22 protein-coding genes, 1 tRNA gene and 2 pseudogenes are annotated in these 22312 nt (G+C 69.9%); 15 read left to right on the plus strand and 10 right to left on the minus strand.

Annotated elements, in window-relative coordinates:
* The 5 genes and pseudogenes from thrC to argS form a co-directional block, all read right to left on the minus strand.
* Positions 1–1083, minus strand: coding sequence for a threonine synthase (gene thrC, locus AX769_RS14730; RefSeq protein WP_066280798.1), 1083 nt, complete (start codon positions 1081–1083; stop codon positions 1–3).
* Entirely contained in the window at positions 1083–2402 is a 1320-nt protein-coding gene (locus AX769_RS14735; RefSeq protein ID WP_066280800.1) for a homoserine dehydrogenase, read from the minus strand. The genes thrC and AX769_RS14735 overlap by 1 nt, the downstream gene beginning before the upstream one ends.
* Positions 2399–3813, minus strand: a pseudogene (gene lysA, locus AX769_RS14740) (diaminopimelate decarboxylase). Before lysA ends, AX769_RS14735 begins: the two are co-directional and overlap by 4 nt.
* Positions 3813–4601, minus strand: a complete 789-nt coding sequence (locus tag AX769_RS14745) for a DUF2993 domain-containing protein (RefSeq protein ID WP_066280802.1) — start codon at positions 4599–4601, stop codon at positions 3813–3815. The pseudogene lysA and the gene AX769_RS14745 overlap by 1 nt, the downstream one beginning before the upstream one ends.
* A 2-nt stretch (positions 4602–4603) precedes the next feature.
* Complete coding sequence (gene argS / locus AX769_RS14750; RefSeq protein WP_066280807.1) at positions 4604–6280, minus strand: arginine--tRNA ligase; 1677 nt, start codon at positions 6278–6280, stop codon at positions 4604–4606.
* 124 nt (positions 6281–6404) lie between these two features.
* Here argS and AX769_RS14755 point away from each other — a divergent pair, with 124 nt between their 5' ends.
* The gene (locus AX769_RS14755; RefSeq protein ID WP_157887647.1) at positions 6405–7067 is read left to right on the plus strand and encodes a hypothetical protein; all 663 of its coding nucleotides are present in this window, start codon (positions 6405–6407) and stop codon (positions 7065–7067) included.
* A 55-nt stretch (positions 7068–7122) separates the two neighbouring features.
* On the opposite strand, the gene AX769_RS14760 is transcribed toward AX769_RS14755, so the two are convergent.
* Positions 7123–7791, minus strand: a complete 669-nt coding sequence (locus tag AX769_RS14760) for a pyridoxal 5'-phosphate synthase (RefSeq protein WP_066283759.1) — start codon at positions 7789–7791, stop codon at positions 7123–7125.
* A gap of 173 nt (positions 7792–7964) precedes the next feature.
* Here AX769_RS14760 and AX769_RS14765 point away from each other — a divergent pair.
* Positions 7965–8036: transfer RNA gene (locus AX769_RS14765), tRNA-Arg, on the plus strand.
* A 197-nt stretch (positions 8037–8233) separates the two neighbouring features.
* On the opposite strand, the gene AX769_RS24080 is transcribed toward AX769_RS14765, so the two are convergent.
* The 3 genes from AX769_RS24080 to AX769_RS14770 all read right to left on the minus strand — a co-directional run bounded on the left by AX769_RS24080 (position 8234) and on the right by AX769_RS14770 (position 9462).
* Positions 8234–8449: a hypothetical protein gene (locus AX769_RS24080; protein WP_157887648.1), complete on the minus strand. Its 216-nt coding sequence runs from the start codon at positions 8447–8449 to the stop codon at positions 8234–8236.
* 141 nt (positions 8450–8590) lie between these two features.
* Positions 8591–8935, minus strand: coding sequence for an EamA family transporter (locus tag AX769_RS25330; RefSeq protein ID WP_239451804.1), 345 nt, complete (start codon positions 8933–8935; stop codon positions 8591–8593).
* Entirely contained in the window at positions 8857–9462 is a 606-nt protein-coding gene (locus AX769_RS14770; protein ID WP_239451805.1) for a DMT family transporter, read from the minus strand. The genes AX769_RS25330 and AX769_RS14770 overlap by 79 nt, the downstream gene beginning before the upstream one ends.
* Before the next feature lie 118 nt (positions 9463–9580).
* Between AX769_RS14770 and AX769_RS24750 the strand changes: the two genes are divergently transcribed.
* The 4 genes from AX769_RS24750 to AX769_RS14790 all read left to right on the plus strand — a co-directional run bounded on the left by AX769_RS24750 (position 9581) and on the right by AX769_RS14790 (position 14166).
* Positions 9581–11611 (plus strand): TPM domain-containing protein, encoded by a 2031-nt coding sequence (locus AX769_RS24750; RefSeq protein ID WP_066280811.1) that lies wholly within the window; start codon positions 9581–9583, stop codon positions 11609–11611.
* A 109-nt stretch (positions 11612–11720) separates the two neighbouring features.
* Entirely contained in the window at positions 11721–12476 is a 756-nt protein-coding gene (locus AX769_RS14780; RefSeq protein WP_066280816.1) for a PspA/IM30 family protein, read from the plus strand.
* A 72-nt stretch (positions 12477–12548) separates the two neighbouring features.
* A complete protein-coding gene (locus AX769_RS14785; protein WP_066280817.1) occupies positions 12549–13322 on the plus strand; it encodes an arginase family protein in 774 nt (257 codons plus the stop codon).
* Positions 13323–13338: 16 nt separating this feature from the next.
* Positions 13339–14166, plus strand: a complete 828-nt coding sequence (locus tag AX769_RS14790) for a crotonase/enoyl-CoA hydratase family protein (protein ID WP_066280819.1) — start codon at positions 13339–13341, stop codon at positions 14164–14166.
* Between the two features lie 90 nt (positions 14167–14256).
* Here AX769_RS14790 and AX769_RS14795 read toward each other — a convergent pair whose 3' ends face one another.
* Positions 14257–14430, minus strand: a complete 174-nt coding sequence (locus AX769_RS14795) for a CsbD family protein (RefSeq protein WP_066280821.1) — start codon at positions 14428–14430, stop codon at positions 14257–14259.
* 151 nt (positions 14431–14581) lie between these two features.
* Here AX769_RS14795 and AX769_RS14800 point away from each other — a divergent pair.
* From AX769_RS14800 to AX769_RS14840, 9 genes and pseudogenes are all read left to right on the plus strand, one after another.
* Positions 14582–15984, plus strand: a pseudogene (locus tag AX769_RS14800) (NAD(P)/FAD-dependent oxidoreductase).
* A gap of 10 nt (positions 15985–15994) precedes the next feature.
* Positions 15995–16351 carry a Fe-S oxidoreductase gene (locus AX769_RS14805; RefSeq protein ID WP_066280823.1) on the plus strand — a complete coding sequence of 119 codons (357 nt, stop codon included), beginning with the start codon at positions 15995–15997 and terminating at the stop codon, positions 16349–16351.
* On the plus strand, positions 16348–17175 hold the full coding sequence (locus AX769_RS14810; RefSeq protein ID WP_066280826.1) for an SDR family NAD(P)-dependent oxidoreductase: 828 nt from the start codon (positions 16348–16350) through the stop codon (positions 17173–17175). The genes AX769_RS14805 and AX769_RS14810 overlap by 4 nt, the downstream gene beginning before the upstream one ends.
* Positions 17176–17271: 96 nt before the next feature.
* The gene (locus tag AX769_RS14815; RefSeq protein WP_066280829.1) at positions 17272–18243 is read left to right on the plus strand and encodes a siderophore-interacting protein; all 972 of its coding nucleotides are present in this window, start codon (positions 17272–17274) and stop codon (positions 18241–18243) included.
* 72 nt (positions 18244–18315) lie between these two features.
* Positions 18316–19041 carry an ABC transporter substrate-binding protein gene (locus tag AX769_RS14820; RefSeq protein ID WP_066280832.1) on the plus strand — a complete coding sequence of 242 codons (726 nt, stop codon included), beginning with the start codon at positions 18316–18318 and terminating at the stop codon, positions 19039–19041.
* Positions 19038–19367 carry a hypothetical protein gene (locus tag AX769_RS14825; protein WP_066280835.1) on the plus strand — a complete coding sequence of 110 codons (330 nt, stop codon included), beginning with the start codon at positions 19038–19040 and terminating at the stop codon, positions 19365–19367. Before AX769_RS14820 ends, AX769_RS14825 begins: the two co-directional genes overlap by 4 nt.
* Positions 19360–20442, plus strand: a complete 1083-nt coding sequence (locus tag AX769_RS14830; protein ID WP_082763841.1) for an iron ABC transporter permease — start codon at positions 19360–19362, stop codon at positions 20440–20442. Before AX769_RS14825 ends, AX769_RS14830 begins: the two co-directional genes overlap by 8 nt.
* Complete coding sequence (locus tag AX769_RS14835; RefSeq protein ID WP_082763842.1) at positions 20439–21524, plus strand: iron chelate uptake ABC transporter family permease subunit; 1086 nt, start codon at positions 20439–20441, stop codon at positions 21522–21524. Before AX769_RS14830 ends, AX769_RS14835 begins: the two co-directional genes overlap by 4 nt.
* The gene (locus AX769_RS14840) at positions 21524–22309 is read left to right on the plus strand and encodes an ABC transporter ATP-binding protein (protein ID WP_066280840.1); all 786 of its coding nucleotides are present in this window, start codon (positions 21524–21526) and stop codon (positions 22307–22309) included. Before AX769_RS14835 ends, AX769_RS14840 begins: the two co-directional genes overlap by 1 nt.
* The last annotated feature ends 3 nt before the right edge of the window (positions 22310–22312 follow it).

Consider the following 22312-nt stretch of genomic DNA (forward strand, 5'->3'; position numbering starts at 1 on the left):
TCATGTCGTGGCTCGTACCAGTCCGAGCACATCGGCGACCGCGGCCGTGTCGACGCCGACCACGGTCGGCCTGACCTCGCCGCCGTCTTCGGTCTTGAGGGCCCACTGCGGGTCTTTGAGCCCGTGGCCGGTGACCGTCAGCACCACTCTCGATCCTGCCGGGACCTGGCCGGCCTCGGCCCGCTCGAGAAGGCCCGCGACGCTGATCGCCGACGCCGGCTCGACGAAGACGCCGACCTCGCGCGAGAGGATGCGGTGCGCCTCGAGGATCTTCGCGTCGGTGATCGCGCCGAAGTAGCCGTCGGTGAGCTCGCGCGCCTCGAGAGCCAACTGCCAGGAGGCCGGGTTGCCGATGCGGATGGCGCTGGCGATGGTCTCGGGGTGCTTGACGACCGAGCCCTCGACGATCGGGGCGCTGCCTGAGGCCTGGAACCCGAACATGCGGGGCAGCTTCGAGGCGCGACCGGCCTCGAGGTCTTCGCGGTAGCCCCGCGTGTAGGCGGTGTAGTTGCCGGCGTTGCCGACCGGGAGGTAGTGGAAGTCGGGCGCGTCGCCCAGCACGTCGACGATCTCGAAGGCAGCGGTCTTCTGGCCCTCGATGCGGTCGTTGTTGACCGAGTTGACGAGGTGCACCGGGTAGTTCGCGGCGAGGTCCCGAGCGATGTCGAGGCAGTCGTCGAAATTGCCCTGGATCTGCAGCAGCTGGCCGTTGTGCGCCACGGCCTGGCTGAGCTTGCCCATGGCGATCTTGCCCTCGGGCACCAGCACGGCGGCCGTGATGCCGGCGTGAGCGGCGTAGGCGGCGGCCGACGCGGACGTGTTGCCGGTCGAGGCGCAGATGACGGCCTTCGCACCGTGCTCGACGGCCTTCGAGATCGCCATCGTCATGCCGCGGTCTTTGAACGAGCCGGTCGGGTTGATGCCCTCGTACTTCACCCAGACCTCGGCGCCGGTGCGCTCGCTCAGTGCGCGCGCCGGGATGAGGGGCGTCCCGCCCTCGCCGAGCGTGACGATCGGGGTCCGGTCGGTGACGTCGAGACGGTCGGCGTATTCGCGCAGGACACCCTGCCACTGGTGGGCCATCAGGCTCCTTCGACTCTGAGCACGCTCGTGACGGAGTTCACGACGGCTGCGGTGGTGAGAGAGGCGACCGTGGCGGCGAGCGAAGACTCGCGGGCACGGTGCGTCCCGATGATCAGCGTAGCGGTGGCGGATTTCGCGCCCTGCGCTGTGACGCCCGATGTCTGCTCGACTGTCTGGACGCTCACGTCGTGCTCGGCCAGGATGCCGGCCACGGTGGCGAGCACGCCGGGCTGGTCGGCGACGTCGAGGGTGATCTGGTAGCTCGTCGAGACGTTGCCCATGGGCAGGACTCGGAGACCCGCGTGGTTCGACTCGGCGAGGCCCGGGCCGCCGATGACGTGGCGTCGGGCTGCCGAGACGAGGTCGCCGAGCACCGCCGAGGCGGTCTCCACTCCCCCGGCGCCGGCGCCGTAGAACATGAGGTCGCCCGCGGCCTCGGCCTCGACGAAGACGGCGTTCTTCGCGCCGTGCACCGCGGCCAGCGGGTGGCCGAGCGGCACGAGCGCCGGGTGGACGCGCGCGCTCACACCGTCGGTGCCGTCGTCGTCGACGAGTCGCTCGCAGATCGCGAGCAGCTTCAGCACGTAGCCCGCCTTGCGCGCCGCCTCGACCTGCTCATGAGTGACCTGGGTGATGCCCTCGCGGTGCACCGCCATGAGGGGCACCGTCGTGTGGAATGCCAGGCTGGCGAGGATCGTCGCCTTCTGAGCGGCGTCGTACCCCTCGACGTCGGCCGTCGGGTCGGCCTCGGCGTAGCCGAGCTCGGTCGCGATGGCCAGGGCGTCGTCGAGCGACTCGCCGAGGGTGTCCATTCGATCGAGGATGAAGTTGGTCGTGCCGTTGACGATGCCCATCACGCGCACGATGCGGTCGCCCGCGAGGCTCTCGCGCAGCGGCCTGATGATGGGGATCGCCCCGGCGACGGCGGCCTCGTAGTAGAGCTGGGCGCCGACCTGCTCGGCGGCCTCGAAGAGCTCGGGCCCGTGGCTCGCCAGAAGGGCCTTGTTGCCGGTGATCACGTCGGCGCCCGAGCCCAGAGCTTCGAGCACGAGCGTGCGCGCAGGCTCGATGCCGCCGATGAGCTCGACGACGATGTCGGCCCCCAGGATCAGCGAGCGGGCATCGGTCGTGAACAGCTCGCGGGGAAGGTCGACGTCGCGCTCGGCTTCGAGGTCGCGGACGGCGATGCCGGTGAGCTCGAGGCCTGCTCCGGCGCGGCCGGCCAACTCGTCACCGTGCTCCAGCAGGAGGCGGGCCACCTGGCTGCCGACGGAGCCGGCGCCGAGCAGCGCCACTCGGACATTGCGGTATTCGATCATGTGGTGCTTTCCGTGTCGAGGCCGGCGTCGCGCGCCAGCAGGTCGTCTTCGCTCTCGCCGCGGACGATGACGCGCGAGCGCCCGTCCAGGACGGCGACCACCGGGGGCGGCCGACGTGGTTGTAATTGCTGGCGAGGCTCCAGCAGTACGCGCCGGTGACCGGCACGGCGACGAGGTCGTCGGGCTCGACGTCGCCGGGCAGGTAGTCGGCGAGCACGACGAGATCGCCCGACTCGCAGTGCTTGCCCGCGATCCTGACGAGCGCAGGATCCTGATGGCTCACCCGATTCGCGATGCGCACCGAGTAGTCGGCCCGGTACAGCGCCGTGCGCGCGTTGTCGCTCATCCCGCCGTCCACACTCACGTAGCGGCGCACGGCGGTGGTCAGGTCGTCGACGGACACCTGCATGTCTTTGATCGTGCCGACCGTGTAGAGCGTCGCGCCGGCGGGGCCCGCGATGACGCGGCCCGGCTCGACGGCGATGACGGGGACGTCGATGCCCAGGCGCCCGCACTCGGCGGCGACGACGTCGGCGATGCCGCGCGCCAGGTCAGCGATCGGGGCCGCGCTGTCGGCGCGGGTGTAGTTGACTCCGAAACCGCCGCCGAGGTTCAGCTCGGGCACGGGGCCGCCGGCGAGCAGGTCTGCGTGGAGGCCCAGGAGACGCGAGGCCGCCTCGCCGAAGCCCTCGGTGCCGAAGATCTGCGAGCCGATGTGCGAGTGCAGGCCGAGGAAGCGCAACTCGGGGTGCGACCGGATCTCGGCCACGGCCGCGGCGGAGTCGGCCAGGGCGATGCCGAACTTCTGGTCTTCGCGAGCGGTGGCGAGGTACTCGTGGGTGGAGGCGTGCACGCCGGAATTGACACGCAGACGGACGCTCTGACGGCGATCGTGACGGGACGCCGCCTCGGCGATCCTGCCGATCTCGACCAGGGAGTCGATGACGATGGCACCGACGCCGGCGTCGACCGCCCGATCGATTTCGCGGCGCGACTTGTTGTTGCCGTGGAAGCCGATGCGGGCCGGGTCGACGCCCGCGGCCAGGGCTACGGCGAGCTCACCGCCCGTGCAGACGTCGACGCCCAGCCCGGCAGCCGTGACCCAGCGGGCCACCTCGGCCGAGAGGAAGGCCTTGCCGGCGTAGTAGACGTTCGCGGACGAGCCGATGCGGCCGATCTCGTCGCGGAAGGCGGTGACCGCGGCCGTCGCGCGCGCGCGGAAATCTGCCTCGTCGACCACGTAGAGAGGGGTGCCGTAAGTGGCCGCCAGCTCATCGGCGGACACGCCGCCGATGGTGAGCCTCCCCTCGGCGTCGCGCCGGGTCGTCGCGGGCCAGACCTCGAGCGGGAGGTCGTTGGCGTCGTGGGGCACGGTCAGCCACGACGGGGCGAGCGGGTTCGCGGCGGCCATCAGCAGGTTCCCGTCTTCGAGAGGGCGCTGTCGTCGAGCGGCAGCCCGGTCGAGCGCAGATCGAACGTCGCCGTGCCGGGCGCCACCTCGAGCCCGGTCAGGCGGGCGCTCGTCGGCAGCGACGATGCGATGCAGATCGTCGGCGGCTGCGTCTTCAAGAACGACAGCAGCGAGCTGACGTCGATCGACGAGTTCGACGACCGGATGGCGGCATTCGTCGGGGTGAGCGTGATGGCCTTGCCACCGGAGGCGATCGTCGGTGTGGCGGTGACTTTGTATTGGAGCTTCAGGCCCAGGATCGAGATCGAGCTGTCGTACGAGAACGACCCGGTTCCGAGCGCGATGCTGCCGCTGGCCTTCTGCAGCAGTTTCGACTCGTTGAGGCCGTTCTGGTCGACCGTGAGCTTCGCCGTGATCGGCCCCGTCGTCTTGCCCTCGGCCAACGGAACGTCGTCGGCGGTGGCCGAGAACGTCACCGGCACCTTCTGCACCACGAGGTCGTGCGACGTCAGCGACACGTCGTCGAGGCTGCCGTGGAGCAGCTGCAGGATCACCGAGAACCCGTGGATCGACACGTCGACCGACCCGGTCGTGCCCGCGGGCAGCGACGAGTCGATGCGCTTCTCGGCATCCGCGTCGGCGACTCTCCGCACGACGAGCTCGGCGATGACCGCCAGGATCGCGAGCACGACGATCACCACGACCACCGCGACGAACACGCGAGTGCCCGTGCGGCGGCGGCGCGGTGCGGCGCCGGGCAGGGTGGTGCCGTTCGAGGCGTCGACCATGCCTACATCCGCTCGGGGGCCGAGACGCCGAGGAGGCCGAGACCGTTGCGGATCACCTGCCCCGCCGCGTCGTTCAGCCAGAGGCGGGTGCGGTGGAGGTCGGTGACCTCCTCGTCGCCGAGCGGGGTCACGCGGCAGGCGTCGTACCAGCGGTGGTAGGTGCCGGCGACCTCTTCGACGTAGCGGGCGACCCGGTGGGGCTCGCGAAGCTCGGCGGCCTGCGTGACGACGCGGGGCAACTCGGAGAGCGCGCCGAGCAGAGACGCCTCTGTCGGGTCGGTCAGCAGCGACGCATCGAAAGCGCTGCGGTCGACGCCTGATGCTGCCGCGTTGCGGTCGACGGCGCAGGTGCGAGCGTGCGCGTACTGCACGTAGAAGACGGGGTTCTCGTTGCTGCGCTTGGTGAGCAGGTCGAGGTCGATGTCGATCATCGAGTCCATGGACGAACGCACCAGTGAGTAGCGGGCCGCATCGACGCCGACGACCTCGACGAGATCCTCCATCGTGACGACGGTGCCGGCGCGCTTCGACATGCGCAGGGGCTCACCATCGCGGATCAGGTTGACGAGCTGTCCGATCAGGATCTCGAGGTTCTTGCCCGGCTCGTCGCCGAATGCCGCCGTCAGCGCCATCAGTCGGCCGATGTAGCCGTGGTGGTCGGCCCCCAGCAGAATGAGGTTGCGCTCGAAGCCGCGCTCTCTCTTGTTGAGGTAGTACGCCATGTCGCCGGCGATGTAGGCGGCCTCGCCGTCGCTCTTGATGACGACCCGGTCGCGGTCGTCGCCGAACTCCGTCGTGCGGATCCAGGTCGCACCGTCGGCCTCGTAGACGTGGCCGAGGTCGCGGAGGCGGTCGAGGGCGCGGTCGACGGCCTTCGTCTCGAACAGCTCGTTCTCGTGGAAGAAGACGTCGAAGTCCACGCCGAACTCGTGCATCGAGTTCTTGATGTCGGCGAACATGAAGTCGACGCCTACGGCTCGGAACAGCTCTTGGGCCTCGTCGCGGGGCAGATCGGCGATGTCCTCGTCGTAGGTCTCGATCACACGCGCGGCGATCTCGGAGATGTAGGTGCCGCCGTAGCCGTCTTCCGGGGTCGGCTCGCCGAGGGCGCTGGCGAGAAGGCTGCGCGCGAAGCGGTCGATCTGCACGCCGTGGTCGTTGAAGTAGTACTCGCGGGTGACGAGGCCGCCCTCGGCCTCGAAGACACGAGCGAGGCTGTCGCCGACGGCCGCCCAGCGGGCGCCCCCGATGTGCATCGGGCCGGTCGGGTTCGCCGAGACGAACTCGAGGTCGATCTTCACGCCCTGGTAGTAGTCGCCCGTGCCGTAGTCGGCGCCGCTCTCGACGATCGTCTTGGCCAGGGCACCGGCTGCAGCCGCATCGAGGCTGATGTTGATGAATCCGGGGCCCGCGACGTCGACCGTGGCGACGCCGTCGATCTCGGCGAGGTCGCCGGCGATGTCGTCGGCGAGGGCGCGCGGGTTCGTGCCGAGGCGCTTGGCGAACTTCATCGCGACGTTGGACGCCCAGTCGCCGTGATCGCGGTTCTTCGGCCGCTCGAGCACCACGTCGGCGGTCGTGACCTCGACCGGCGCGAGGGCGGAGTCGGCGGCGCGTCGGCGCTCCACGATGCCCTGGACGATGGCGAGCAGTGAGGCTGCGAGTTCGGCGGGAGTCACGGTCGACAATCCTACCGGGGCGCGCCGGGCAGTCCGCCGGTGCCGACGCCCGGCGTGGCCTCGCTGCTCCGTCGCCGGCCTCGCTCGGATGACTTGCCCTGGCGGAGGCACGATGATGGTCTCCATGCCCACGGCCTCCCGAACCCTGCCCGTCCGTGCCCACAACATCCCGCAGGCACGGCGCCTCGCCTCTCGAGCGACCGCCGCGGCCGCTCTCGCCCTGCTCGCCGCGGCGGCCCTGACGGCGTGCACGTCGACCTCGGCCAAGCCGTCGCCGACGACCGCGGGCTCCGCTCCCGCTGCGGCGACACCCACGGGCACCTCGACCTCGAAGGCCGGGGCGACGAACCTCGACTCCAGCCCGCTGCACGTCTCGTGCGCCACGCTCGCGCCCAGCGCCGTCATGCAGGCGACGTATTCGGGAATGGTCGCCGACAGCACGCCCGTCGTGCCCGCGAACACCGACGCGGCGGTCATCGCCGCCGACAAGGGCACGGCCTGCACCTGGAAGGACTCCTCCAGCGGCGCCACTCTGACCCTCGCCGTCGGCAAGTACTCGGCGAACAGCGTCACGCGCCTCGAGAACGCCCTCGTGACGGCGAGCCAGCCCGTTCCGACGTTCTCGGGTGAGGGCTACTTCTCTCTCAGCGGCAAGACCGGCACGGCCGAGGCGTTCACCGGCGACTACTGGGTCGTCGCGATTTCCGACTCGCCGGTCTTCTTCGAGCCCGGCGGGGCCGAGCCCATCGTCGACGCGGCCCTCGCGGCTCTCAAGGCCCGCGGCTAGGACACACCGGGCGTCTGGAGGGTGGCCGCTGACGGCCGCTGTGTCGCCCGTTCGGTCACGGCCAGAGCAGGTTCTTCGCCCAGGCCGCGCCCTGGCGGTCGTATCGCAGCCGAACCTGGTCACGGCCGGTGGTCGCCTGCCAGAACTCCACCGAGGTGGGCGCGACCCGGTAGGCCGTCCAGTCGTCGGGGGCGAACGAGTCGTCACGCTCGACCAGCTCTTTCGCGGCGGCGAGGCGAGCCCTGGCATCCTGCGCGTCGTCGACGGGGTCGCTCTGCCGCACGGCGATCGCGACCGCGCGGGAGTCGGGGTGCCGGGCCGTGAAATCGCGCACGCTGACGTCACGTGGGCCATGGCCGGCCTCGCCCAGGATCCGGACCTGCCGCCCCTGCTCGCGCCAGAACAGCGTCAGCGCCACGCGCGGGTTGATGCGCAACTGACGCCCCTTCGGGCTCGCCGACGAGCTGGCGAACCAGAACGCGTCGTCGACGTCTTTCAAGAGAAGCGTGCGGGCCGTCACCTCACCCGCCCGGTCGGCGGTCGAGAGGGTCATGGCGTGCGGCTGCGCGACCCCGCCCTCGACGGCGGCCGTCAGCCACTCGAGGAAGAGCGCGATCGGCTCGTCGGGCGCCGCATCCGTGTCGAACAACGGCATGTCGACGGGGAAGACCTTCGCCTGCCGCAAGAGGTGGCGCACGGATCGGTCGCTGTCGCTGGGGCTCATCGCTCCAGCCTGGCCCACCCTGCGCGGTGGTGCCCGCCGCGTCGAGACACCACCGATCGGACGCCCGCGCGCCCGACACGCCGTTCACTTCGTCTGATCGGAGGTGCGTCGGCGGGTGGGGATCCGCTGGTCGGAGCGCTGGGCGGAGGGCTGCTAACCTAGACACCGCCTGAGCCCCCATAGCTCAGGGGATAGAGCACTGCCCTCCGGAGGCAGGGGCGACAGTTCGAATCTGTCTGGGGGCACTTCGATCGGGCTTGCATGTTCGCGGCATGGCCGCTTCCCCGCGATCTCGTGCCGTGCCTGTTGCCGCGTGTCGTTCCACCACGCGCGCCGGCTTGCTCGCTTCGCTCGCCGCCATCCGCTGGCGTTACACCGCGCCCAAAGAAGAACGGCCCGACGCCGAAGCGCCGAGCCGCAAGAAGTGAAGAGACAGCCGCGATCAGCTGTACGTGAGGGCGATGATCGCCACGTCGAGCGAGCCGTAGGCCCCCTCGGCACGAGTCGCGCTGCGCACGCGACCACGAAGCACTTCGAACCGGCCCTCGTTCTCGCGAACGAAACCGATCACGCCCGCCGTCGGCGTCGAAACCCGACTGCAGCCGTCCCCCAGAGGGACGACCTCTGCCCGCGACGTGCGCTCTAGAACAGCTCCCATGGTGTCCTCCCTCAACAACGTTGTCCGTCGCTGGAGCACCAGCAACCGTTAGACAGAACTGTACCCTCCGAGCGGGGGACAAAGCACCCCCGAACTCTTGGGAAATGCCTGTGGAATCGACTTGTTTCGGGTTACAACGATTCAGGTGGCGATGACATCGTGAGACTTTGGCTCGGCCGGCTTCCGGCTCGTCAGCGTGACGCCGACGCTGGCCGCCGACACGAGCACGAGCGCGACGATCTCGCGCAGGGCGAGGCCCTGGTGGATCACCACGAGACCGGCCAGCGCGGCGACCGCCGGGCCGAGGCTCGACAGCACTCCGAAGACGCGCGTCGGCAGTCGGCGCAGCGCGATCATCTCGAACGCATAGGGCAGCACGGAGGTCAACAGCGCGACCAGCACGAAGATCAGGGCGAGCCCAGGATCGAGGGCGATGGCCGTCGCCGCCCGGCCCGCCCCGAACGGCGCGACGACGATGGCCGCCACCACGATCGCCACCACCAGCCCGTCGATCCCTCGATCAGGCGGCCCGCGGTCGAGCTGGCGAGAATGTACCCGGCCCAGAACGCCGCCGCCCCGAAGGCCAGCACGACTCCCCCGAGGGCGATCGAGCCCGACGACCCGAACCCGAGCAGCAGCACCCCGGCCAACGCGACCACGGCCCACAGGGCGTCTCGCCAGCGTCGCGTCTGGGCCAGGGCGACGACCAGCGGCCCCATGAACTCGAGCGTCACGGCGCCGCCGAGTGGGATCAGATTCACTGCCAGGTAGATGAGCGAGTTCATCCCGGCGAGGGCGAAACCGAGCACCACCGCCGCCAGCCACTGCTGCCGCGTCCAGTGGCGCACCTTGGGGCGCACCGCGATCACCAGGATCACCGCGGCGAAGACGAGGCGCAGCGTCGCGGCCCCGGTCGGCCCGACCTCGTCGAAGTGGAGACGCGCGATCGCGCTGCCGAACTGCACCGAGAAGATCGCCGCCACGGTGAGCAGGGGGGCGGGAACGCGGGGCACCTGTCAATTAACCCATACCCTCGCCACGCGACGTGGATAGACTCCGGCCATCGGCGTGCCCCCACGACGGGGGCCGACGGGATCAGCACGACAGGCATTCATCATTCTGGGGAGCAACGTGAACGGCACCGATCAGGCGCAGGCTTCGCACCGGAACCCTCGCCGGGAGGCCGCGGCGCGGGTGCGCCTCGCAACCTTCGGGGTGCTGGTGGCCGCGGTCGCAGCACTCGTCTTCGCGCCGGCTCAGGCATCGCATGCCACGTCGCCCGTCGACCTGAAGGGCGCGTACGTCCTCGACGAAGCCAACGTTCTGAGCAAGTCCGACACGACCTCGATCACGGCATCGCTCAACAAGCTCAACAAGGACACCGGCATCAACCTGCTCGTCGTCTACGTGCCGAACTTCTCAAATCCTGCCGACCGTGCTTCGTGGGGCGCGAAGACCGCCGACCTCAACAACCTCGGCACGAACGACGTCCTGCTCTCGATCGCGGTGCAGGATCGCCAGTACGACGTCTCGAAGGACTCCGGCTCGAAGCTCACCACCTCGCAGCTCGCCTCGATCGAGACCAAGGATCTCGTGCCCCAGCTGCGCGACTCGAAGTGGGCGGCAGCCGCGACCGCGACCGCCGCCGGCATCGACAGGGCCGCAGGGCCGGCCGATCTCTCGTGGGTGCCGGTCGTGCTGATCATCGTGGTCGTCGTGATCCTGGCCATCATCGTCTTCGTGGTGATTCGCCGCCGACGGAGCAGAGCGGTCGCCCTGCAGAAGTCGCAGGCGTCGCAGGCCGAGCTCGACCGCAAAGCCGCAGGGCTGCTCGTCGGGATCGACGATCAGATCACGCAGGCCTCGCAGGAGGTCGGCTTCGCGATGGCACAGTTCGGCGAGCAGGCGGCGAAGCCGTTCGCCGAAGCCTTGCGCAGCGCCAAGGACAAGGCGCGGCAGGCGTTCGAACTGCGGCAGAAGCTCGACGACGAGATCCCCGACACGCCCGAGCAGAAAAGGGCGTGGACCGAGCAGATCATCGCGCTCTGCGAAGGCGCGCACTCCGACATCGAGGCGCAGTCGGAGGCCTACGACAAGCTGCGAGCGTCCGAGGCGACCGTCGTCGACGACACTGCGCGGCTGCGCACATCGGCCGCCTCGCTCGCCGATCGTGCCAACGCCGCCGACAGGACCCTGACCACGCTGACGGCGACGTATTCGGCGAAGGCCGTGTCGAGCATCGCGCAGAACCCCGACCAGGCCGACCGCCTGCTGCAGTTCGTGACCGAGACGGCTAGCGAGGCCGAGGCGCAGATCGCCGCTGAGAAGAAGGGCGAGGCAGTCGGCAGCGTGCAGCAGGGCCAGCAGGCGCTGGTTCAGGTGACGCAGTTGCTCGACGCGATCGACAAGGCGCAGGATGCCCTCGGGTCGGCGCAGTCGTCGATCGACGCGGCCTCGGCAGACCTCCGCTCCGACCTCGTGGCGGCCCAGAAGATGCCCGCAGGGTCCGCGCCGGAGGCCGAACTGCAGCAGGCCGTCGGTGAGGTGCAGCAGGCGCTCGGGTTCGCCGACGGCAACCGCGACGACCCGCTGGCCGTGCTCGACCGGCTCACGAGCGCGAACACGCGCATCGACACCGCCATGGCAGCCGTCCGCGACGCCGAGGTTGCTCGCCAGCGCGTCCAGGCCACGCTCGACCAGGCGCTGCTCAACGCGCGCAGCCAGATCAGCGCCGCCCGCGACTTCATCGAGACGCGTCGCGGCGCGATCTCAGCCGGGCCGCGAACGCGGCTCTCCGAGGCCGAACGTCACCTCTCGACCGCGGTGAGTCTCGCCACGACCGACCCGGCGAACGCCGTGGCTGAGGCCCAGCAGGCCGCCGCCATGGCTAGCGCGGCCGCGAACGACGCCAACGACGAGGTCGGCATGTACCAGCAGCAGCCCGGCTTCGGCGGCGGCGGCCTCGGTGGCCGCGGCGCCGGAGGGGCAGGCCTCGGCGGGATCCTGACGGGCGTCATCATCGGCGGCCTGCTTAACGGCGGTGGCGGAGGCTTCGGCGGCGGCTTCGGCGGAGGCGGCGGCTTCGGCGGAGGAGGCGGCTTCGGCGGAGGAGGCGGCGGAGGCGGCGGCGGAGGTCGCGACGACAGCGGCGGCAGGTTCTGAGCTTATTTGCTTCGTGCGGCAACCCACTCCGCGCAAAAAGCGCATCCTGGGTCGCTGCACGAAGCGTCACGGTGACACCTCACACAATCCACAACGAAGGGAAAAGCGCATGGCAAAGCAGACGATCTTCGGGCGCATCGCGCAGCTCACGAAGGCCAATGTCAACAACCTCATCGACCAGGCCGAAGACCCCAAGCTGATGCTCGATCAGCTGGTCCGCGACTACACCAACTCGATCGCCGACGCCAAGAGTGCCGTCGCCGAGACCATCGGCAACCTGCGCCTCCTCGAGCAGGACCACAAAGAAGACGTCGACGCGGCCGCCGACTGGGGCACCAAGGCCCTCGCCGCGAGCAAGAAGGCCGACGAGCTGCGCGCCGGCAACCCGGTCGAGGCCGACAAGTTCGACAACCTCGCCAAGGTCGCCATCGGCCGCCAGCTCTCGAGCGAGAAGGAGGCCAAAGACGCCGAGCCGACCATCGCTCAGCAGACCGAGGTCGTCGACAAGCTGAAGAAGGGCCTCACCCAGATGGAGCAGAAGCTCCAGGATCTCAGCAACAAGCGCAACGAACTCGTCGCGCGCTCGAAGATGGCCGAGGCTCAGGGCAAGGTCAACGACGCCATCGGCAGCATCAACGTGCTGGACCCGACGAGCGACCTCGGCCGCTTCGAAGACAAGATCCGGCGCGAAGAGGCGAAGGTGATGGGCCAGCAGGAGCTGCAGTCGTCGAGCCTCGACGCGCAGTTCGAGAGCCTCGACGACCTCGACGCTCAGACCGAGGTGGAGGCGCGCCTCGCGCAGCTGAAGCTCGGCGGCGGGTCGAAGCCCGTCGAAGAGTGGGAGTCGAAGCCGCTCGGTTCGTGACGGTCGTGCCAGACTGACCGGGTGAGGTTCGTTGCAGTTCCGCAGTGGCAGGGTTCGCCGTCGTCACGCGCCATGAGACTGTCCGAGGGCGCCAACGCGATCCTGGGCGATCTCCCGGCGCGGTCCAGCACCATGGTCGAGGTGCCGGTGGGGGCGGGTGACGCCCTCGGCACGACCATCCACCGATTGTCGGCCGTTGCTGCGGTGACGCAGGGGCTGACCGATGCGCTCGAGGCTTCCGACGAGGTCGCCCTCGTCGTCGGCGGCGATTGCGGCGTCGAGTACGCCGCCGTGCGGCACGCCCTCCGCGAAGACACCTGCGTGGTCTGGTTCGACGCCCACCCCGACATCCACTCCCCCGAGTCGAGCGAGAGCGGCGCCTTCAGCGGCATGGTGCTGGGCGCCCTGCTCGGCCGCGCCGACGATGAGCTCGGTTCAGCCGGACTGCCGATCGGCTCGCGCCTCAGCCCCGACCGAGTTGTCTTGGCGGGCACGCGGTCGTTCGACGACGCCGAAGATGCCTACGTCGAGTCGTCGGGCATGACGAGCGTCTCGGCGTTCGAGCTCGAAGCCCACGAGGTCGTCGAGGCCGTGGCGGCAACCGGCGCGGACAGTGTCTACATCCACATCGACCTGGACGTTCTCGACCCGGCCTCGTTCGACGGTTTACTCGACCCGCAGCCGTTCGGGCTCGAGCCCGCGAACCTCGTCGAGACGATCACGGCTCTCCGCGAGCGCTTTCCTCTCGTCGGTGCCGGCATCTGCTCGTTCGCACCGGCCACGGCCGAGGCCGCGGGCGACGACCTCGGCACGATCCTGCGCATCGTCGGTTCGCTGGCGAGGTAAGCCGTAGCATCGGGGCATGACTCCGAGCACCAAGGCGAAGAAGCTCCTCGACCTCGACCCCGATCGGCCCCGCGTCACCGTCGAGAAAGACGGCCACGTGCTGATCATCGGCCTCGACCGCGAAGAGAAGCGCAACGCCGCCGACCTCCGCATGCTGAACGAGCTGGCTCTCGCCTATGGGCGTCTCGAGAGCGACCCCGACCTGTGGTGCGGCCTGCTCTTCGCTCGGGGCGAGCACTTCACCGCCGGGCTCGACCTCGGCGACGTGGCGAAGGCCGTCACCGCCGAGGGCCTCGACATCGTGCCCGAGGGCGGCATCAACCCGTGGCAGGTCGACGGGCAGCAGCTGTCGAAGCCCGTCGTGATGGCTGTCCAAGGCACCTGCCTCACCCTCGGGGTGGAGCTCGCCCTGGTGAGCGACATCGTGATCTCGGCGAAGACGACCCGGTTCGGCCAGATGGAGGTGCGCCGTGGCATTCTGCCGTTCGGAGGCGCCACGACCCGATTCCCCGCGCGAGTCGGCTGGGGCAATGCGATGCGTTGGATGCTGACCGGCGAGACGTTCGACGCCCGCGAGGCTCTGCGCATCGGCCTGGTACAGGAGGTGGTCTTCAACGACCAGGTCTACAACCGCGCGTACGACCTGGCCCACAGGATCGCCGAGCAGGCCCCGCTGGCCGTCCAGGCCACCCTGGCCAACGCGCGCCTCGCCGTGCGGGACGGCGAGGGCGAGGCCGAGAAGGCGCTTCAGTCAGAGCTCGTGCGTCTGATGCAGACCGAGGATTCGCGGCTCGGGATGCAGTCGTTCCAGCAGCGCGGCGACGCGGTCTTCAGAGGGAAATGAGCACAGGACCGGCTTGGGGACGAACAGACGCCAGAAGGCCCGCTTCCCTGCGAGGGGAAGCGGGCCTTCGAACGCGGCTGACCGGTGGTCTTACGACTTGAAGACGTCTTTCACGTCTTCGCCGGTCTTCTTCACGGACGCAGAGGCCTGGTCTTTGTGACCCTCGGCTTCGAGCTTGTCGTTGTCGGTGGCCTTGCCGACGGCCTCCTTCGCCTTACCGGCGACGTCCTGGGCGGCGTTCTGGATCTTGTCGCTGAGTCCCATGAGAGACCTCCTTGCTCGAGAGAAGTCGGCGCGGTCGCGTCGATGTCCTGGACGCTACGCGGACAGGGCGGGGGACGCTCACAGCGAACGCTCAACCACTCGTTCTGCGGCCAGATGGGCTTCCTCAGCGCGCGGGCGATACGGTCGACCCATGACGACTTATGACCTCATCGTGATCGGCGCCGGAGCAGTGGGAGAGAACGTCGCAGACTATGCGACCCGCAACGGCCTGAAGGTGGCTCTCGTCGAAGCCGAGCTCGTCGGCGGCGAATGCTCGTACTGGGCGTGCATGCCCTCCAAGGCTCTGTTGATGAGCTCCACCGTCCTGGACGGCGCGAAGGCCGTGGGCGGTGCCCGCGAAGCCGTGACCGGCGATCTCGATGTGCAGGCGGTGCTGAATCGCCGAAACTCCTTCACGAGCAACTGGGACGACTCGTCCCAGGCCGGCTGGGTCTCGGGCGCCGGCATCGAGCTGATCCGCGGCCACGCGACCATCACGGGTGTCCGCGAGGTCACCGTCGACGGCGAGGTCCACACCGCGAAGTACGCCGTCGCCGCGGTCACGGGCTCGAACGCCCTCATGCCCGACGTGCCCGGCCTCCTCGACGCCAAGCCGTGGTCCAACCGCGAGGCGACCAGCGCGCAGAGCATCCCGTCGAGCCTGATGGTGATCGGCGGCGGCGTCGTCGCAGCCGAGATGGCCACGGCCTACCAGCAGCTCGGCGCGAAGGTCACGCTCGTGGCGCGGGGCGGCCTCCTCACCACCAACGAGCCCTTCGCCGGCGAGTTCGTCGGCGACTCGCTGAAAGAGCTCGGCGTCGACATCCGCCTCCACACCGAGCCGACCCGCGTCGATCGCGATGAGCACGGCCTCGTGACGACCACCCTCTCGGACGGCACCAGCGTCGTGACCGACGAGATCCTGGTCGCTACCGGTCGCGTGCCACGCACCAACGACCTCGGCCTCGAGAACGTCGGCCTCACCCCGGCGACTGGCTGACGACTGACGACACGCTGCTCGTCGAGGGCACCGATTGGCTGTACGCCGTCGGCGACGTCAACCACCGAGCACTGCTCACCCATCAGGGCAAGTACCAGGCGCGCGCGGCCGGCGAGGTCATCGCGGCTCGTGCCCTCGGCACGCCCGTCCACGCCGAGCCGTGGGGCGCGCACGTCGCGACCGCCGATCACGCCGCGGTGCCCCAGGTCACCTTCACCACGCCCGAGATCGCGAGCGTCGGGTTGACGGCCGACGCAGCGACGAAGCAGGGCATCGACGTCAAGGTGGTCGACTACGACCTCGCGGCCGTGGCCGGGTCGTCGCTCAAGTCGGACACCTACAAGGGACAAGCCCGGCTCGTCGTCGACGAGAGCCGCAAGGTGATCGTGGGTGCGACGTTCGTCGGCCCCGAGGTCTCCGATCTGCTCCACGCAGCGACGGTCGCCGTCGTCGCCGAGGTGCCGATCGATCGCCTCTGGCACGCCGTCCCCTCCTACCCCACAGTCACCGAGGTGTGGCTACGCCTCCTCGACACCTACGGCCGCCCCTCCTGATCCGCGTGCCGTGAAGAACCCCCTGCTCGACTCCGCGGTCTCCCGGGCGGGATGCGCCGTCGCCACCGGCGTCGGCCTCCTGCTCGGTGTGCGGCTGTCGACGGGCAGGATCCGCACGCGCGGCGACCTCATCGTGTGTTCCGGCCTGCCGCGGTGGGCCTTCGGTCGCGGCGGCACCTGCATCGGGCGCGTGTACCTCACCCGCGACAACGACGGCGACGACGTGCTCGACCACGAGTCGGTGCACGTCGAGCAGTGGCAGAAGTACGGCATGCTGATGCCGATCCTGTATGCGATCGCGGGGCGTGACGCCTCGACCAACCGATTCGAAATCGAGGCGGGCCTCGAGAAGGGCGGCTACCGATGACCGGTGAGCGCACTGTGATCCTGACCGGCGCCTCGAGCGGCATCGGCAAGAAGGCGGCGATCGCCCTGGCAGAGGGCGGGGCGGAGGTCGTCGTGGTGGGCCGCAACGCCGACCGCACGCGAGCCGTCGCCGAGCAGATCGGCGGCGCCTTCCACGTCTGCGACTTCGATCGCCTCGAGCAGGTCCGAGCCCTGGCCGGCACGCTGCTCGAGAACCATCCGCGCATCGACGTGCTCGCGAACAACGCCGGCGGGCTCGTCAGCCACCGCGCCATCACGGCCGACGGCTTCGAGCGCAGCCTCCAGTCGAACCACCTCGCCCCCTTCCTGCTCACTCGCCTGCTGCTGCCGCGCATCATCGAGAGCGAAGGGCGTGTCGTCTCGACGTCGAGCACGGCCAACGTCATGGGGCGGGTCAGGCTCGACGACCTCAACTGGGCGAAGCGGCCGTGGGCGGGCGGTTGGCTCGCCTATGGCACGAGCAAGCTGCTGACCAACATGTTCATCAGCCAGCTCGCCTCCCGGGCGCCGATCCAGGCGTACGCCTTCCACCCCGGCTTCGTGTCGACCAGCTTCGGCACCGACTCGGGTGCGATGCGGGTGCTGAACTTCGTGACGCAGGGCAACTACGGCATCAGCGCCGACGCGGGCGCCGTGCCCCTCATCCAGCTCGCCGGGCCGACCACGGTGGGCGTGCCGAGCGGCACCTACTTCGACCAGCTGAAGCCGAACGGGATGCAGTCTCCTCAGGCGAAGAACACCGCCTTGGCTGAAGTCGTCTGGGAGAAGACGTCGGACATGGTGGGGCTGCCGATCGAACTGTGACGTCGTCCCCTCGACGCGACCGCCTCACGTCACAGTTCGCTGGACATCGAGAGACCGCGCTCCGGATGGTTAGGTAAGGCATGCCATAGTTAGGCTGTGCTTACTTCGACGCCGACCCGACCGACGCAGAGCCCCTACCGGGTCACCGTGCGCCGCGTCAGCCGACTCAGCCCGAGCTTCGTGCGCATCACGTTCGGTGGCTCCGAGCTCGTGCACTTCTTGGACACCGGTCTCGACCAGCGCATCAAGCTCGTCCTCCCGCTGCCGGGCTCCGGCTTCGACCACTTCCCGACCGAACACGGTCCCACCGAACACGGTCCCACCGGCGACGACGCCTGGTCGTGGTGGCAGCTCTGGCGCGAACTGCCCGACCACCGGCGCAACCCGCTCCGCACGTACACCGCCCGGGCCATCCGCCGTGACGAGGCCGAAGTCGACGTCGACTTCGTCAGCCACGGCGACGGCGGGCCGGCATCTGCCTGGGCCGAGTCGGCCGTGATCGGCGACGAGATCATCATCGTCGGGCCCGATGCCCGCGGCGGGCAGGCGCCGGGCGGCATCGAGTGGCACCCCGGCACGGCGCGCACGCTGCTGCTCGTCGGTGACGAGACCGCGGTGCCGGCCATCACGGCGATCCTCGAGCAGCTGGCAGAGGATGCGACGGGGTGCGTCTTCCTCGAGGTTCCGCACGCTTCCGACATCCTCCCTCTGCTCCACCCCGACGGCGTCGACGTGCACTGGCTCCCTCGCCACGCATCCGACGACAGCGCCCCGCCGTACGGCGAACCCCTCATCGCCGCCGTCCGCGACTGGACGAGCCGCTTCGTGACGGCTCAGCACCATGGCAGGCCGGGCGACCAGGTCACCCCGGGCGACATCGACGTCGACCACGAGATCCTCTGGGAGGTTCCCGAGGGCTCCGCGGCCGGCGGCGACCTCTATGCGTGGCTCGCCGGCGAGGCATCCGCCATCAAGACCCTCCGCCGCTTCCTCGTCAGCGAGGTCGGCATCGATCGCTCGCAGGTCGCCTTCATGGGCTACTGGCGGCACGGCAAGTCCGAGAACTAGCTCCCTGGCGCTGTCCTCCTGAGGCACCCCTGCCTTCGGCGCGCTCACCCCACGAAAGGAACCCCCCTTCCTGTGTCCACACCACTCCTCCGCCGCATCGCGACGGTCGCCGTCGCCGCCGGTCTCGTGATCGGCATCGCGGCCTGCAGCACCCCGTCGTCCTCCGGGTCGTCGTCCGACACGAAGGCCTCCTCGTCGACGTCCGGCGTCGACAAGGGCGCCTTCCCCGTCAGCATCAAGTCGGCGCTCGGCACGGCGACCATCAAGTCCCAGCCGAAGCGCGTCGTCACGATCGGCTGGGGCACGACCGACACCGTCGTCTCGCTCGGCGTCGACCCCGTCGGCATCGAGAAGCAGAGCTTCGGCAACGACTCCACCGGCGACTACCCGTGGGACACCGCGGCGATCAAGAAGATGGGCGGCGCCATCCCCCAGACGTTCGACGTCTACCCCGACATCGACGTGGCCAAGATCGCCTCGCTCGACCCCGACGTGATCCTGGCGCCCCAGTCGGGCATCACGGCGGCGCAGTACAAGACGCTGAGCGCGCTGGCCCCGACCGTCGCCTACCCCGGCAAGCCGTGGCAGACCACCTGGGACACCCAGATGCGCATCATCGGCAAGGCCCTCGGCAAGACGACTCTCGTCGACAAGCAGATCGGCGACCTCAAGACGACTCTGGCGAACTACTCGACGAAGAACCCCGAGTTCAAGGGCCTCACCTTCGCCTACGTCTACTCGGCCGAGCCCGGCTCGCTGTCGATCTACCAGCAGGGCGACCCCGCGTCGAGGTCGTGAAGGCGCTCGGCCTCACCGAGACGAAGAACATCGCGGCCCTCCCCGCCTCGAAAGACACGTTCACGTCGGACATCGGCCTCGAGAAGGCCAACCTGCTCGACAAAACCGACATCCTGTTCACGTGGTTCAACGACACGGCCAACCAGAAGCAGATCGAGGCACAGCCGCTGTTCGCGCAGATCCCGGCCGTGAAGCGCGGCTCGTACGTGCCGAACGTCGACCAGAAGCTCGCAATGGCGTCGACCTTCATCACGCCGCTCAGCGTGCCATACGCCCTGCCGCGCTACACCGCGATGATCAAGAAGGCCGCCTCGAGGGTTGGCTGACACCGCGTCACCAGCACTCCCGCGGGCCGGGCGCACGTCGCCCGGCCCGTCGGGCGCGCCTGGTCGCGGCCGCGGGGCGCGTCGACCACGGGCGCGCACGCTGGCACCGGCGCTCGCCCTCGCCGCCGGGATCCTGGTGCTCGCGGTCTTCCTGAGCCTCGCCGTCGGCACGCAGGCCGTGCCGCTCGCCACGGTCTGGCAGGCTCTCGTCCACCCCGGTCACGCGTACGACGACACGGTCGTGCAGAGCAGGATCCCGCGCACCCTGCTCGGCCTCCTCTGCGGCGCCGCCCTCTCGGTGGCGGGCGTGATCGTCCAGGGGCTCACCCGCAACCCGCTCGGCGACCCGGGCCTCCTCGGCGTCAACGTCGGCGCCGCCGCCACCATCGTCACCGGGATGGTCTTCTTCAGCTCGGGCACGGGTCAGGAGCGCGTCTGGCTCGCCCTGCCCGGTGCCCTCGCCGCCACCGCCGCGGTCTTCCTGCTCGGGTCGGGCCGCCGCGGGGCGACACCCGTCCGGCTGGTGCTGGCCGGGGCGGTCATCACCGCGGTCGTCGGCGCCTACATCCAGGCTCTCACCCTCAGCAACCCGTCGGTCTTCAGCGACTACCGCTTCTGGGTGATCGGCTCGCTCGCGGGCCGCGACTCGTCGCTCGTCGCCCAGGTGCTGCCCTACCTCGGGCTCGGCTTCGTGCTCGCAGCCCTGCTGCCGGGGTCACTCAACGCGCTGGCGCTCGGCGACGACACCGCGACGGCGCTCGGCGCGAAGGTGGGTCGCACGCGCATCATCGGCGGCATCGCGGCCGCCCTGCTCTGCGCGGGTTCGACGGCCGCCGTCGGGCCCATCTCGTTCATCGGGCTCGCGGTGCCCCACATCGTCCGCACCTTCACCGGCGCCGACCACCGCTGGCTCCTGCCGTTCGCTGCCCTCGTGGGCCCGACCCTTCTGCTGCTCGCCGACGTGCTCGGGCGCGTCATCGCCAGCCCTCAGGAGGTGCAGGTCGGCGTCATCACCGCCTTCCTCGGCGCTCCCGTGCTCCTGTTCGCCGTGCGACGGATGCGGGGGCGCGAATGACCAGCACCGTCTCGGCTGCGTCGGCGGCCTCGGGCGACGCCGCGACCCTTGTTCCGCGCCCCGTCATACGCGTCGGATCCTGGCTGAGCCTTCCCTACTCTCCTCGGGCCCTCGTCGTCGGTGCCGTGTCGGCTCTCGTGCTGCTGGCCCTCAGCGTGGCCACCCTCAGCACCGGGTCGCTCGGCATCCCCGTGCCCCGCCTTCTCGCGTCGATCTTCGGAGAGCAGGATGCGCGCGCCGCTTTCATCCTGAACATCTACCGCGGGCCCCGACTCGTCACCGCCATCGGCGTCGGGGCGGCGTTCGGCGTCGCAGGCGCACTCTTCCAGACCGTGACGCGCAATCCGCTGGGCAGCCCCGACGTCATCGGGCTCTCGTCGGGCGCCAGCGCGGGGGCGGCGACGTTCGGGTTGCTGATCCCCGGAATCCTGTCCGTCCCTCTGGGCGCCCTCGTCGGCTCGGTCGTCGCGATCGGGCTGGTCTGGGTCGGCACGGGTCGAGGGTTCACTTCGCCGAGCCGCATGATCCTCGTCGGCATCGGGGTCTCGGCGATGGCGCTCGCCTTCGTGCAGTTCGCCCTCACGCGGGTCGGCTCGCAGGATGCCGTGCAGCTCGCCGCGTACATCAGCGGCACTCTGGCCGACCGATCGTGGAGCGACGCCTCGGTGATCTGGCTCGCCGTCGTGATCTTGGTGCCGTGTGCCGTGCTGCTGGCCCGCCGCCTCGATCTCGTCGAGATGGGCGACGAGATCGCAGACGCGCTCGGTGCTCGCACCGGGCTCACCCGCACGCTCGTCGTGCTCATCGCGCTCGGGCTCGCGACCGCGGCCGTCGCCGCGGCCGGGCCGATCTCGTTCGTCGCGCTCACCGCGCCGCAGGTGGCGAAGCGGCTCGCTCGTGCGCCCGGCGCCGGCCTGATCCTGTCGGCGGTGGTCGGCGCCTGCATGATGGTGCTCTCCGACTACGTCGTGCAGTTGGGTCTCTTCGGCGTGCAACTGCCCGTCGGCCTCCTCACCGCCTGCGTCGGCGGCGTCTACCTCGGCTACCTGCTCGTGCGGGAATGGAAGAAAGGCACGGTCTGATGGCCACGCTCAGTGCACGCTCCCTGCGTCTCGGCTACGACGATCGGGTCGTCGCCGACGACCTCTCGTTCGAGGTGCCCGACGGCGAGCTCACCGTCGTCATCGGCCCGAACGCCTGCGGCAAGTCGACACTGCTGAAAGCCCTGGCCCGCACCCTCAAGCCGCAGGCCGGGCAGGTGCTGCTCGACGGCCGGCCGATCTCGTCGTACCGCAGCAAAGACGTAGCCAAGCGCATCGGCATGCTGCCGCAGAGCCCGATCGCCCCCGAGGGCATCGTCGTGCGCGACCTCGTCGGGCGGGGGCGCTTCCCCCACCAGGGCCTCCTGCGGCAGTGGTCGGCCGCCGACGAGGCGGCCGTGGCCGAGGCTCTCGAAGCGACCGGCGTCGCGTCGTTGGCCTCGCGCCACGTGTCCGAGCTGTCGGGCGGTCAGCGACAGCGCGCGTGGATCGCGATGGCGCTGGCGCAGGAGACCGAGCTGCTGCTGCTCGACGAGCCCACCACCTACCTCGACATCGCCCACCAGTACGAAGTGCTCGAGCTCTGCGCCCGCCTCCACCGCGAGGGCCGCACCCTCGTGGCGGTGCTGCACGACCTCAACCAGGCCGCGCGCTACGCCACCCACCTCGTGGTGATGAAAGACGGCAGGATCATCGCCGAGGGTCGCCCCGCAGCCATCGTCACCGCGTCGCTCGTCGAAGAGGTCTTCGGCCTCCCCTGCCAGATCGTCGACGACCCGCAGGCGCACACGCCGATGGTGGTACCGCTGGCGCGGCTCGTCGCGTGAGCG

Origin of the sequence: Frondihabitans sp. PAMC 28766, from assembly GCF_001577365.1 — a bacterium.
In the GTDB taxonomy this organism is placed as follows: domain Bacteria; phylum Actinomycetota; class Actinomycetes; order Actinomycetales; family Microbacteriaceae; genus Frondihabitans.